Below are 13,167 nucleotides of genomic sequence, written 5' to 3' on the forward strand. Positions count from 1 at the left end.
CCCGCCTACTTCTTCGACCGTGGCATGGCCCGCTTGGACACCGCTGCGATCAGGCCCTGGTACCGCGAGCCGGTGATGCGTTGCAGCAGATCGAGCGCGATGGCGTCGGAACCGATGAGCACGCGACCCCGGCCCTTCTCGACGCCCTTGAGAATGGTCTTGGCCGCGTCGATCGGGGTGGTCTTCGCCAACTTGCTGTCGAAGAACTTCGCCACGTCGGCCTGGTCGAAATTCTCGGCGACGGTGGCGTTGCGGGCGATGGCAGTCTTGATGCCACCGGGGTGCACCACGGTCACCTTCACCGGAGCCTTCGCGATCAACATCTCCATGCGCAGCGACTCGCTGAATCCGCGGACGGCGAACTTCGCAGCGTTGTACGCGGACTGGGACGGCATCGCCAACAGGCCGAACAGACTGGAGATGTTGACGATGTGGCCGTCGCCGGAGGCCTTGATGTGCGGCAGAAATGCCTTGGTGCCGTTGACGACACCCCAGAAATCGACGTCGACGATGCGCTCGATGTCCTTGAACGAGGACTTCTCCACGTCACCGTGGTAGGCGATGCCCGCGTTGTTGTAGATCTGGTTGACCTTGCCGAAATGCGCGACGACGGCCTCGGCATAGTCCAGCACGGTCTCGCGCTGCGAGACGTCGAGGAAATCGGACTTCACCTCGGCTCCGAGTGCTTCGACGCGGCGCACCGTCTCGTCGAGTCCGGCGGTGTCGACGTCGGACAGTGCGAGCTTGGCTCCGCGTCCGGCCAGCTCGAGGGCCAGGGCCCGGCCGATTCCCGAACCCGCGCCGGTGACGACGGCTACCTTGCCTGTGAATGTGCTCATCGTGCGGACACCTTGTCTGTGTTGTTGCCGGCGGCCGTGCTCGCCGACGCGGAGGTCAGATCTGCGGTTGCGACGCTACGGTACGCATCGAGATCGAAATGCTTGGTCTGACGACGGAACTCGAACGTGAACCCGGGCCACAGGGTGGTGTTGTTTCCGTGCTTGTCCAGATACCAGCTGGCGCAGCCGCCGTTCATCCAGACGCTCTTGGCGAGCTGGTCCTGCAGGGTCACGTTGTACTCGTCCTGCACGTCCTTGCGCACTTCGATGGTCCCGATGTCGTGCTTGTCGATGGTGTTCAAGGCGTCGACCAGGTAGTTGATCTGCGACTCGATCATGAAGACCATCGAGGTGTGCCCGAGGCCGGTGTTGGGGCCGACGAGGAAGAACATGTTCGGGAAGTTCGCCACCGCAGCGCCCTTGTAGCCCTGCTGTCCGCCGTCGTCGAACGTCTGCGCCAGCGTTCGGCCGTCCTTGCCGACGATGGCTTGGTAGGCAGGCGAATCGGTGACGTGGAAGCCGGTGGCGACGACGAGTGCGTCGATCGGGCGCTCGGTGCCGTCCTTGGTGACGATCGATCCCGTGCGGATCTCGGCGATGCCGTCGGTCACGAGGTCGACGTTGCTCTGCGCGAGAGCCGGGTAGTACGCGTTGGAGATCAACATGCGCTTGCAGCCGATGCGGAAGTTCGGGGTCACCTTCGCGCGCAGCGCCTTGTCCTTGATCTGTGTACGCAGATGATTCTCCGACGCCCACTGCAGCGGCTTCATGAACGCGGGGTTCTTCGCCAGCCCGACGACCTGGGTCTCGCGCATCGCGTAGATGCCGGCGCGGGCGAGGCGCTGGAAGCCGGGCACGTGCTTGAAGGCGAAGCGCTCGAGCTTGGTGTACGGGCGATCGGCGCGAGGGAGGATCCACGGCGCGGTGCGCTGGTAGACGTCGAGGTGCTCGACCTGGCCTGCGATGGCGGGAACGATCTGGATCGCCGATGCGCCGGTCCCGATGACGGCGACGCGCTTGCCGGCGAGCGAGACGTCGTGGTTCCACTGAGCGGAGTGGAAGACGTCGCCCTCGAAGTCGTGAATTCCCTTTATATCGGGCAGGTTCGGCTCACACAGTGCGCCGACGGCCGAGACGACGATCTTGGCGGTGTAGTTGCCGGTGGTCGTCTCGACGTCCCAGCGGCTGGTGGAGGCGTTCCATCGCGCCGACGTCACGTCCGTGCCGAAGACGTGCTTGTCCATGACGCCGTACTTGCGCGCAACTCCGGCGATGTACTTCTGGATCTCGGGCTGGGTGGAGAACGAACGAGTCCACTCCGGGTTCAGCGCAAACGAGTACGAGTACAGATGCGAGGGCACGTCGCAGGCTGCACCGGGGTAGGTGTTGTCGCGCCAGGTACCGCCCACATCGTGGCCGCGTTCGACGACGACGAAGTTCTTCTTGCCTGCCTTGGTCAGCTTGATCGCCGCTCCGAGCCCGGCGAAACCACTGCCGATGATCAGCGTATCGACGTGACGCGGCGACGTTGCGCGGTCCGAAGTATCTGTTACGGGAAGACTCATGTAGAGCAGACTAGAAGCTTACTGAGTGTGAGTCAATAGTTATTGACTACTATTCAATAGGATGATTGCATGGCGGATGTGAACCGCGCTGGAGTATCGACGACGAAAAGGACCAGACTCAGTCCGCAGCAACGACGAGCGCAGCTGATCGAGCTCGGCACCGAGATGCTCGCCGATCGGCCACTCGAACAGATCTCCGTCGAGGACATCGCCGATCAGGCCGGAGTCTCCCGAGGTCTACTGTTCCACTACTTCGCGTCCAAGCAGGACTTTCACCTCGAAATAGTCCGCGAGGCGTCGCGGTCGATGATCGAACGGACCGCACCCGACCCCGACCTCGAACCCTTCGAGATTCTGCGCGACTCCATCGCCAACTACGTCGACTACGTCAGCGAGAAACGCGACACCTTCATCTCCCTGCTCCGCGGCACGGCAAGCGGAGACCCCCAGATGCGCGAGGTGTTCGAGCAGACCCGCACCACCATGGCCGATCGCACTCTCGTCCAACTCGCTCAACTCGACGTCGATGTCACCGCCACCATCGATCTCGCCGTCCGCGGGTGGATCGCCTTCGTCGAAGAAGCCACCATCACCTGGCTCAGAAATCCACAGATCACTCGCGACGAGTTGATCGACCTGAACGTCAACGCCCTACCTGCTGTGGCCCTGGCCCCGGGCATGATCTCCGCACTCCTGGGAGCCGACGCCGACGCCTGAGCCCCGCCCTAGTGTGCGTCCTCCCGGTTCGACGTCCTCCCCGGTTGCAGGTCCTCCCCAGTTGGGATCAATGTCCCTTTGTTGCAGTCTGACCGACTGAATCCCGCATTCATCCGAAGTGCGGCCGAGGCCACAGCCGAATGAATGCGGCTTTGTTGCAGTCTGACCGACTGAATCCCACATTGATCCCAACCCGGGAGCGCACAGAAACGACGAAAGCGGCCCACCCCCCGAAGGAGTGGGCCGCTTGTCGCTGTCGGAGATCTAGTCTTCGCCGACCTTGTTGAAGGCCTCGTCGATGATTTCGAGTTGCTCGACGGCGTGCACCTTGCTCGATCCCGAGGACGGTGCGGACATGGCGCGACGGGAGATGCGCTTGATGCCGACCAGCTTTTCGGGCATGAGTTCGGGCAGTGCGAGACCGAAGAACGGCCAGGCACCCTGGTTCGCAGGCTCTTCCTGAACCCAGCGGAATTCCGTTGCGTTCGGGTAGCTCTCGAGTGCTTCCCGGATTCGACGCGTCGGCACGGGGTAGAGCTGCTCGATTCGGACGATGGCGACGTCGTCGCGGTTGTCCTTCTGCTTGCGAGCGAGGAGCTCGTAGTAGAGCTTGCCGCTGACCATCAGCACGCGCTTGACCTTGCTGCGGTCGCCGGTGCCGGTGTCGTAGGTGGGCTCGTCGAACACCGAGTGGAACTTGCCGTCGGTGAAGTCCTCGATGTTGCTCACTGCTGCCTTGTTGCGCAGCATCGACTTCGGGGTGAAGACGATCAGCGGGCGACGGATTCCGTCACGCGCATGCCTACGCAGCAGGTGGAAGTAGTTCGCGGGGGTCGAGGGGAGTGCGACGGTCATCGATCCTTCGGCGCACAGCGTCAGGAAGCGTTCGATGCGTCCGGACGTGTGGTCCGGACCCTGACCCTCGTGGCCGTGCGGGAGCAGCAGCACGACGTCGGAGAGCTGTCCCCACTTGGCTTCACCGGACGAGATGAACTCGTCGATAATGGACTGGGCACCGTTGACGAAGTCGCCGAACTGCGCTTCCCACATCACCAGTGCGTCCGGGTTGCCCACGGAGTAGCCGTACTCGAAGCCGACGGCCGCGAACTCGCTCAGTGCGGAGTCGTAGACCATGAACTTGCCGGGATTGTCGCTGCCGATGTTCTGCAGCGGCGTGTACTCGGAACCGGTCTTGCGGTCGATGATCACCGAGTGCCGCTGCGTGAACGTGCCGCGGCGGGTGTCCTGGCCCGAGAAACGAATGTTACGTCCCTCGTCCACGAGCGAGCCGAGTGCGAGCAGTTCGCCGAAGGCCCAGTCGACCTTGCCCTCGTACGCCATTTCCCGACGCTTCTCGAGCACCGGCTTGACGCGGGGGTGCACGTTGAATCCCTCGGGAATGTCGAGGTGCGCATCACCGATGCGGTGCAGTACGGCCTTGTCGACGGCGGTGGTGAGCTTGGTCGGCAACTGCTGGTCGAGTTCGACCGATTCGCTGGGCTCCGGGGTGTACTTCTCGAGTTCGCGTACCTCGTTGAAGACGCGTTCGAGCTGACCCTGGTAGTCGCGGAGCGCGTCCTCGGCTTCCTTGAGCGAGATGTCGCCACGGCCGATGAGCGATTCGGTGTAGCTCTTGCGGACGCTGCGCTTGGTGTCGATCACGTCGTACATCGCCGGCTGGGTCATCGAGGGGTCGTCGCCCTCGTTGTGTCCGCGACGGCGGTAGCAGATCATGTCGATGACGACGTCCTTGTGGAACTTCTGACGGAAGTCCACTGCCAGCTGAGCCACCCAGGCACATGCCTCGGGGTCGTCGCCGTTGACGTGGAAGATCGGCGCGGCGATCATCTTGGCCACGTCGGTGCAGTACTCGGACGAGCGCGAGAACTCCGGCGAGGTGGTGAAGCCGACCTGGTTGTTGACGACGATGTGCACGGTTCCGCCGGTGCGGTAGCCACGCAGATCGGACAGGTTCAGCGTTTCCGCGACGACGCCCTGGCCTGCGAAGGCCGCGTCGCCGTGCAGCATCAGCGGCAGCACGGAGTAACCGCCCTGGCCGGTGCCCTTGTCCAGGAGGTCCTGCTTGGCCCGGACGAGGCCTTCGAGAACGGGGTCGACGGCTTCGAGGTGCGACGGGTTCGCCGTGAGCGAGACCTTGATGTCGTTGTCGCCGAACATCTGGATGTACGTGCCCTCGGCACCGAGGTGGTACTTCACGTCACCGGAGCCGTGTGCGGCAGCCGGGTTCATGTTGCCCTCGAACTCGGTGAAGATCTTCGAGTACGGCTTGCCGACGATGTTGGCCAGCACGTTCAGGCGACCGCGGTGCGGCATGCCGATGACGACCTCGTCGAGGGCGTACTCGGCGCTCTGGTCGATGACGGAGTCCATCATCGGGATGACCGACTCGGCACCTTCGAGCGAGAAGCGCTTCTGTCCGACGTACTTGGTCTGCAGGAACGTCTCGAAGGCCTCGGCTGCGTTGAGCTTGCTGAGGATGTACTTCTGTTGCGCCACAGTCGGTTTGACGTGCTTGGCTTCGACGCGTTCCTGCAGCCACGAGACCTGCTCGGTCTCGAGGATGTGGGTGTACTCGACGCCGACGTGGCGGCAGTACGAGTCGCGCAGGACGCTGAGCACGTCGCGCAGCTTCATCTTGTCCTTGCCGTGGAATCCGCCGACCTTGAACTCGCGGTCGAGATCCCACAGCGTCAGGTCGTGGCTGATCACGTCGAGGTCCGGATGCATCCGGAACTTGTCCTTGGTGAACTGCAACGGGTCGGTGTCGGCCATCAGGTGACCGCGGTTGCGGTACGCCGCGATGAGCTCGAGCACGCGGGTGTTCTTGTCGACGGTGCCCTCGGGCAGATCCTTGCGCCAGCGGATCGGCTCGTACGGGATCTTGAGCGAATGGAACAGCTCGTCGTAGAACTCGTCGCTGATCAGCAGATTGTGGATCGTCTTGAGGAAGTCGCCCGACTCCGCACCCTGAATGATGCGGTGGTCGTACGTCGAGGTCAGCGTCATGAGCTTGCCGACGCCGAACTCGGCGAGACGCTCGTCGCTGGCACCCTGGAATTCCGCCGGGTACTCCATGGCACCGGCACCGATGATGGCACCCTGGCCGTTCATCAGGCGCGGGACGGAGTGGACGGTGCCGATTCCGCCGGGGTTGGTCAGCGAGATCGTGACGCCCTGGAAGTCCTCGCCGGTGAGCTTGCCGTCGCGGGCACGCCGGACGATGTCCTCGTACGCGTTGTAGAACTGCGTGAACGTGAAGTCCTGCGTGTTCTTGATGGCCGCGACGACGAGGGAACGGTTGCCGTCCTTGCCGGGAAGGTCGATCGCCAGACCGAGGTTGATCGACGCCGGAGTGACGGCATTGGGCTTGCCGTCGACCTCGGCGAAGTGGCGGTTCATGTTCGGGAACGCCTTGACGGCCTGCACGATGGCGTAGCCGAGCAGGTGCGTGAACGAGATCTTGCCGCCGCGGGTACGCGCGAGGTGGTTGTTGATGACGAGGCGATTGTCGACCATGAGCTTGGCCGGGATGGCTCGCACGCTGGTAGCTGTCGGAATCTGCAGCGAAGCGGACATGTTCTTGGCAACCGCTGCAGCTGCGCCGCGCAGAATCTTGCTCGACTCTTCACCGAATTCGGCAGCGGCGGGCTTGGCCGGGGCTGCCTTCTTCTCGGCCGGCTTGGCCTGGGCCGACTTCGCCGGAGCAGGCTTGGATTCAGCAGACTTGGGAGCTGCGGCCTTCGCGGGGGCTTCGGTCTTCTTGGGAGCTTCGGTCTTCGGGGCTTCGGTCTTCGCGGCCGAGGCGGCGGGCTTCGCAGGAGGCGCGGGTGCTGCGGGAGGAGCGGACTTGGCCGAGCTGCCGTTCGAGGCCGAGCCGTTGGAACCGGACTTACCGTTGGAGATGGGGTTCTCGTCGATCACGGCTTCGGGGTCGTAATCGGTGAGGAACTCGTGCCAGCTCGCGTCGACGGAGGACGGGTCCTGCTTGAACCGCTGGTACATCTCGTCGACCAGCCATTGATTTTGTCCGAATTGGGTAGTAGAGCTGCTGCTCACGGCAGTAGTTCGCCTCGTTTCTGTCTTCGTTCCCGATCAGCGCGCGTACGACTCCAGGCTAGACCTCCGGTCGAGATCGCGTGCGTCCGGGACGTAGCTGTGATATGTACTCACCGGTAACCATCGGCCTCGTTGTCGATGACCCCGTTGACTATCGAATTATTCCCCCGGTTCGTTTCGGCTGCAGCCCACAATGTGGCGTAGAAGCCGTCCCGTTTGCGAAGTTCGGAATGTCGTCCGACTTCCACGATACGACCACCGTCGACGACCACGATCAAATCCGCTCGTGCGGCGGTGGCCAATCGGTGCGCGACGACCACTGCGGTGCGGGTCCGCGCAACGGCGTTGCTGGCTTCGAGGACCTTGCGTTCGGTGGCCGGATCGAGGGTCGCGGTCGCTTCGTCGAGCAGGAGTAGATCGGGATCCACCAGTTCGGCGCGGGCCAGTGCGATCAGCTGTCGCTGGCCGGCCGACAACCCTTGGCCGCGTTCTCCGACAGGTTGCTGCATACCGCCGCGAAGTGCAGCGATGGTGTCGAGGGCCCCGACCGAGCGTGCCGCGTTCTCGATGTCGGCCCTGCTGGCGTCGGGCCTGCCGTACGCGATGTTCGACGCGATGGTTCCGGTGAACAGGTGGGCTTCCTGCGGTACGACGCCCAGCCGGTGGCGGTAGTCGGACAACCGGTAGTCGCGGAGGTCGTGGCCACCCACGCGTACCGATCCCGAGGTCGGGTCGTAGAACCGAGCGAGCAGCTTCACGACGGTGGATTTGCCTGCCCCGGTGCGGCCGACCAATGCGACGGTGGTGCCTGCCGGGATGCTGAGAGATACCTCACTGAGCGCGTCGGAGTGCGCTCCGGCATACCGAAAGCTGACGTCGACGAGGTCGATGTCGGCGTGCAGGCGATCGCCGACGACTGCACCGGACCCGGTCGCTGTCGCTGTTTCGATCGAACTCGTCGTGCGTAAGAGGTCTCCGATTCGGCCGACGCCGACGCGGGCCTGCTGGTAGCCGTCGAATACTTGCGAGAGTTGCTGGATCGGGCCGAAGAGGAGTCCGAGGTACAACACGAACGCCACCAGGGTGCCCGCGGTGGCGGTGCCCGTGGCGATCTGATGCGCACCGACGAAGACGACGACGGCCAGCGCGGCATCCGAGAGCAGCGTGATGAACGGGAAGAACACCGAGATTGCGGTCTGCGATCGCATGCGGCTCGCTCGGTAGCGGTTGCTGCGTTCGGCGAAGCGAGAGGCTGCGTACTCCTCACGTCGGTATGCCTGCGCTGCGCGCAGTCCGGTGACGTTCTCCTGGAAATCGGCGTTGACGATGGAGATGCGTTCGCGCGAGGTCGAGTACGCAGCCGAGGAGATGCGTCGGAAGACGGCGGTTGCGACGGCGAGCGGCGGCACGACCGCCAGGGCGACCAGCCCGAGTGTCGTATCCGTGACGAGCAGTGCGATCGCGATGCCGACGACGGTCAGCACGCTGACCACGGCCGTGGACGCGCCGGTCTGGATGAACGACGACAGCGCATCGACGTCGGTGGTCATTCGCGTCATGATGCGCCCGGACAGCTCGCGTTCGTAGTAGTCCAGCCCGAGTCTCTGAATGTGCGCGTAGCTGCGTACTCGCAATCCGAACAGCACCCGCTCGCCGGCTCGTGCGGTGAGCACGGTCGTCGCGCAGACCACGAACCAGCTGGCAGCAGCCAGGGCGACGCCTATCGACGTTGCGATCCACAGGGTGTCGGAGTCCCCGCGGGCCACGCCGCTGTCCACCGCGTACCGGACGAGTGAGGGAAAGGCGATCGAGGCGATGGAGTCCAGCGCCAGCAGCACCACGACACCTGCCAGCAGCAGCCGGACAGGACTCAGCAGTCGTGAGAGCCGGAATTCCGGGTCGGGTCGACGCAACTGTTGTCTCGATCCGCCTGGTTCCTCCGTTGCCGGTGGCAGGGCTGCCACCGCGTCGGAGATGGCCTGCGTCGGTGCCAACGAGCCGAATGCGCCGGCCATCGCTGCGCCGTGGGTGCCTCCGCCTCCGGCACCTGCGGGCGGCATCGCGCCACCGGGGTTCGATGCGGCTTCCAGAGCATCGTCCGGCCAGAGCATCGCCGCCGACGGTTCCGTGCGCGGTTCCGGTGCGGCGTCGCTGTGTTCGTTCTCGTCTCCGCCCGCGAGGAGAGCGCGGAACAGTGGGCAGCGCTCGTCGAGTTCGTCGACTGTGCCGGTGTCGATGATGTGTCCACCGTCGAGGACGGCTACTCGGTCGGCCAACGTCAGCGTCGATCGGCGGTGTGCGAGGACGAGGGTCGCCCGGGTACGCACGCCGCGCAGTGCGTCGAAGATGGCGGCCTCGGTCTCGGCGTCGACGGCGGAGGTGGCGTCGTCGAGGACGAGAATCCGCGGCTCGACCAACAGGGCGCGAGCCAGGGCGATGCGTTGGCGTTGCCCGCCCGAGAGGGTGAGGCCGCGTTCGCCGACGAGACTGTCGTAGCCCTCGGGCAGAGCGTCGATGAAGGTCGAGGCCTGAGCCAGCCGAGCCGCGTGTTCGATCTCCTCCGCGCTTGCCTCGGGCCTGCCGAGCGCGATGTTGGCGGCGATGGTGTCGGAGAACAGAAACGGCTCGTCGAAGACCAACGACACCGCTTCGCGCAGTGACGCGGAATCCAGGTCGTCGATGTCGATGGACGTGTCCCCGGAGGTCACCGCGATCCGGCCGCGAGTAGGGCGATAGAAGCGGGGGAGCAGCAGGGAGAGCGCGGTCTTTCCCGAGCCCGCGTGTCCCACGACGGCCACCGTCTCCCCGGGGGCGATGCTCAGGTCGAGGTCGCTGAGAACGTTGCGCTCTGCCTCGAATCCGAACGTGACGCCGGTGAGGTGGACGCCGAGGGGGCCGTCGGGCAGTGCGATGGGGTGCGCCGGTTCCGGTGCGGTCGGCTCGGTGTCGACCACTTCGTAGACGCGCTCGACGGCCGCGCGGGAGAGCTGCGCCATGATCACCACCGACGACACGGTTCGGGTGACGGCGGACAGCGTGGCCACGTAGGTGGCGAAGGCGAGGAAGGTGCCGATGGTGATGTGGCCGTGCAGTGCCAACCAGCCGCCGAGAGCGATGACGCCGACCAGTCCGAGCTGAGGAATGGTTGCCATGGTCGGTGCGAACCGTGAATTGATGCGGGCCGAGCGCATGCGTTCGGCGAACAGCCTGCGCCCGAGAGCTTCGATGCGATCCACCGCACGCGCTTCCTGCCCGAAGCCCTTGACCACCCGGACTCCGGTGACGGTCTCCTCCACGTGCTGGGCCAGATCGGCGGCGCGCTGTTGTGCTGACCAGGTGGCAGCGAAGAGGGTGGGTCGCATTCGGTAGACGACGACGCTGACCGCGGGAACGATGACGACCGCGACAAGGGTGAGCAGCGGTGAGAGGTAGGCCATCACGACCAGGGCCAGGACGAACTGCAGAATTGCCCCGGCCGACAGCGGCACCATGGCGAGCAGACCCTGCACCAACTGCAGGTCGGTGATCGATCTCGACACGACCTGGCCGGTTCGGATTTCGTCCTGCTTGCGACCGTCGAGTCGCTGCAGCGACGCCAGCAGGTCCATCCGCAGATCGTGTTGGACATCGATCGACAGGCGCCCGGCGAGCATGCGCCGACCGAATTGGCAGGCGAACCGGAGAGCACCCAGCAGTGCGATGGCTATCGCGACTCCGGCGATCACGTCGTTCTTGCCTGCGCTGGCGTCGTCGATCGCGAGGCGCGTCAGCAGCGGAAACGAGATGTCGATGAGGGCGGCGATCATCGTCACGCCCAGTGCGCCGAGTGCCGTCCGCCGGTGCAACATGCACTGCGCGAGCAGACGTCTGATCCAGCCACGCCGTGTGATCGACGACGCGGTGATCGACGACGCGGTGGTCGGCCGGGAGTCGGTGGGTACGCCGGACGAGCCGGGGTCGGTTTCCAGCAGACGGGTACTGCCCGTATTGCTGCCCGACGCTGCTCGATCCTTCACGTATTCGCTGTGTGCCATCGATTCACACGGTAGACCCGGCTACCGACAGCAGGATCGGGCGAACATCCCCGCCGATGCGGTGGTCAGTCGATGTCCCGGGTACGGGCCAGGAACCACCCGCCACCGGTGAGGATCACGGCCCACAGGGCAAGTCCGAGCGGAGCCCACGGCCACGACGCGAGGTCGCCCGCATCGTCCAATTGTGTCGCGGCCATCGTCGGCAATGTCAGGTTCGACGGCAGCGCGGTTGCCACCGGTCCGAAACCGACTCCGAACAGAATCAGGGACAGCAGTCCTTCACCGAACGGCAGCCAGGCGACGAGCACGATGGCGGCCCAGGTCGGGGACTTGAGCAGCAGTCCCAGCCCGGCTCCGATGAGCGACCACAGCACCACGGCGAGCAAGCACGACGCGACGACGCCGATGAAAGCGCCGTCGAGGACGATTGTTCGTTGGCTGAAGATCAGCAGACACACCAGGCTCGCCAGGAGCACGACGAGGCCGTACCCCAGGCCGAACAGCGCGGTGACGATGAGTTTGGCGGCAACGACGCCGTCCCTGCCGCGGGCCGTCAGGAAGCTGGTGGTGATGGTCTTGTGTCGAAACTCGGTTCCGGCGTTGACTGCGCCGAAGATGCCGGCGAACAGGATGGCGGCACCGGCGGCGACGTACAGGCCGATGGAGGCGACACCGCCGGCGATCTGAAGATCTTCCTCGAACTCGCCCAGCTGGTTCGCGATCACCGAGGTGATGACGGACGCGAACACGCCGACAACGATCGGTGCGATCGCCAGCGCCCACCAGAACTTCAGTGTGGTGACCTTGCGGATCTCTGATGTCAACAGCGCGTTCATCGCGAACCCCCGTTCCAGTTCTGCGGTGGTCCGTAGTTCTGTGGCGGCGGTGAGTACCCCTGGTTGTAACCAGGCGGCGGCCCATATCCAGGAGGCGGTCCGTATGCAGTGGGTTGGACGGGTGCTGCGGTGTACTGCCCGGCGGTCATGGACAGGAACACCTGCTCGAGGTCGACGTGTTCGCTGGTGGTGCCGAAGACCGTGACCCCAGCGTCGGCCGCGATGCGCGTGACGGTGGCGGCGTCGGCACCCGCGACGCCGATGCGGCCGTCGGGCAGCAGTTGGGTGTCGGTGAGTCCGGTGGACGCCAAAGCCAGAGCCAGTTTCGCCGGGTCGGACGCGGCGACGAGCACGCGGCTCGGGCGGGTGGATCGCAGCTGAGCGATGGATCCCTGGTACATCAGGGTGCCGGCGCTGACGATGACGAGAGTGTCGACGGTCTGCTCGATCTCGCGCAGGATGTGGCTCGATACCAGGACGGTTCTCCCCGATGCCGCGAACGCTTTGAGGAAGTCTCGAAGCCAGGCGATCCCCTCGGGATCGAGGCCGTTCGCGGGTTCGTCGAGTACGAGGATCTCGGGATCGCCGAGTAGAGCTGTTGCCAAGGTCAGTCGCTGACGCATGCCGAGAGAGAACCCGCCTGCTGCGCGGTGTGCGGCGTCGCCCAGACCGACGAGGTTCAGGACGTCGAGGGCGCGGCTGTCGGGTACCCCGATCGCCGCGGTGTAGATCTTCAGGTGGTGCTCGGCGCTGCGTTTGGGGTGCAAACTCAGCGAGTCGAGAACGGCCCCGACGGTACGGGCCGGGTGGGTCGCCGTACGAAACGGAACGCCGTTGACGAGGCCGACGCCCGAGGTCGGGGCGACGAGGCCGAGCAGCATCCGCAGTGTAGTGGACTTGCCGGAGCCGTTCGGCCCGAGAAAGCCGGTGACGGTTCCGCGTGGAACGACGAAGCTAAGGTCCGAGACCGCGCGAACGGTACCGAATTGTTTCGTCAGAGCCTGCGCTTCCAGCGCCGGAGCCGAGTAGCTGGTCATCTGTGCGGTGTCCCCCTGGCCGTCGGTGCACCTCGTGTGCCGGTTGCTTGGCGGCAACCGGT

General features: G+C 65.0%; 7 protein-coding genes. 1 reads left to right on the plus strand and 6 read right to left on the minus strand.

Going from position 1 to position 13,167, the window contains the following annotated elements:
• Nucleotides 1-5 precede the first annotated feature (5 nt).
• A complete protein-coding gene (locus tag CH268_RS21065) occupies nucleotides 6-839 on the minus strand; it encodes an SDR family NAD(P)-dependent oxidoreductase (RefSeq protein ID WP_032365394.1) in 834 nt (277 codons plus the stop codon).
• Complete coding sequence (locus CH268_RS21070) at nucleotides 836-2,404, minus strand: flavin-containing monooxygenase (RefSeq protein ID WP_032375499.1); 1,569 nt, start codon at nucleotides 2,402-2,404, stop codon at nucleotides 836-838. The genes CH268_RS21065 and CH268_RS21070 overlap by 4 nt, the downstream gene beginning before the upstream one ends.
• Before the next feature lie 69 nt (nucleotides 2,405-2,473).
• Between CH268_RS21070 and CH268_RS21075 the strand changes: the two genes are divergently transcribed.
• On the plus strand, nucleotides 2,474-3,121 hold the full coding sequence (locus CH268_RS21075; RefSeq protein ID WP_094665796.1) for a TetR/AcrR family transcriptional regulator: 648 nt from the start codon (nucleotides 2,474-2,476) through the stop codon (nucleotides 3,119-3,121).
• A 264-nt stretch (nucleotides 3,122-3,385) separates the two neighbouring features.
• Here the strand turns inward: CH268_RS21075 and CH268_RS21080 are convergent, their stop codons facing one another.
• From CH268_RS21080 to CH268_RS21095, 4 genes are all read right to left on the minus strand, one after another.
• Nucleotides 3,386-7,198: a multifunctional oxoglutarate decarboxylase/oxoglutarate dehydrogenase thiamine pyrophosphate-binding subunit/dihydrolipoyllysine-residue succinyltransferase subunit gene (locus CH268_RS21080; protein ID WP_094665797.1), complete on the minus strand. Its 3,813-nt coding sequence runs from the start codon at nucleotides 7,196-7,198 to the stop codon at nucleotides 3,386-3,388.
• Nucleotides 7,199-7,308: 110 nt separating this feature from the next.
• Complete coding sequence (locus CH268_RS21085) at nucleotides 7,309-11,046, minus strand: ABC transporter ATP-binding protein (protein WP_094665830.1); 3,738 nt, start codon at nucleotides 11,044-11,046, stop codon at nucleotides 7,309-7,311.
• 251 nt (nucleotides 11,047-11,297) lie between these two features.
• Nucleotides 11,298-12,068, minus strand: a complete 771-nt coding sequence (locus tag CH268_RS21090) for an ABC transporter permease (RefSeq protein WP_032365398.1) — start codon at nucleotides 12,066-12,068, stop codon at nucleotides 11,298-11,300.
• Nucleotides 12,065-13,105, minus strand: a complete 1,041-nt coding sequence (locus tag CH268_RS21095) for an ATP-binding cassette domain-containing protein (RefSeq protein ID WP_094665798.1) — start codon at nucleotides 13,103-13,105, stop codon at nucleotides 12,065-12,067. Before CH268_RS21095 ends, CH268_RS21090 begins: the two co-directional genes overlap by 4 nt.
• Between the last annotated feature and the right edge of the window lie 62 nt (nucleotides 13,106-13,167).

The sequence above is a fragment of the Rhodococcus sp. 06-1460-1B genome (assembly GCF_002258475.1).
Lineage (GTDB): Bacteria > Actinomycetota > Actinomycetes > Mycobacteriales > Mycobacteriaceae > Rhodococcoides > Rhodococcoides fascians.

Coding starts and splice junctions, on each gene's coding strand:
- CH268_RS21065 (WP_032365394.1), bottom strand. CDS start 839: ATGAGCACATTCACAGGCAAGGTAGCCGTCGTCACCGGCGCGGGTTCG.
- CH268_RS21070 (WP_032375499.1), bottom strand. CDS start 2,404: ATGAGTCTTCCCGTAACAGATACTTCGGACCGCGCAACGTCGCCGCGT.
- CH268_RS21075 (WP_094665796.1), top strand. CDS start 2,474: ATGGCGGATGTGAACCGCGCTGGAGTATCGACGACGAAAAGGACCAGA.
- CH268_RS21085 (WP_094665830.1), bottom strand. CDS start 11,046: ATGTTGCACCGGCGGACGGCACTCGGCGCACTGGGCGTGACGATGATC.
- CH268_RS21090 (WP_032365398.1), bottom strand. CDS start 12,068: ATGAACGCGCTGTTGACATCAGAGATCCGCAAGGTCACCACACTGAAG.
- CH268_RS21095 (WP_094665798.1), bottom strand. CDS start 13,105: ATGACCAGCTACTCGGCTCCGGCGCTGGAAGCGCAGGCTCTGACGAAA.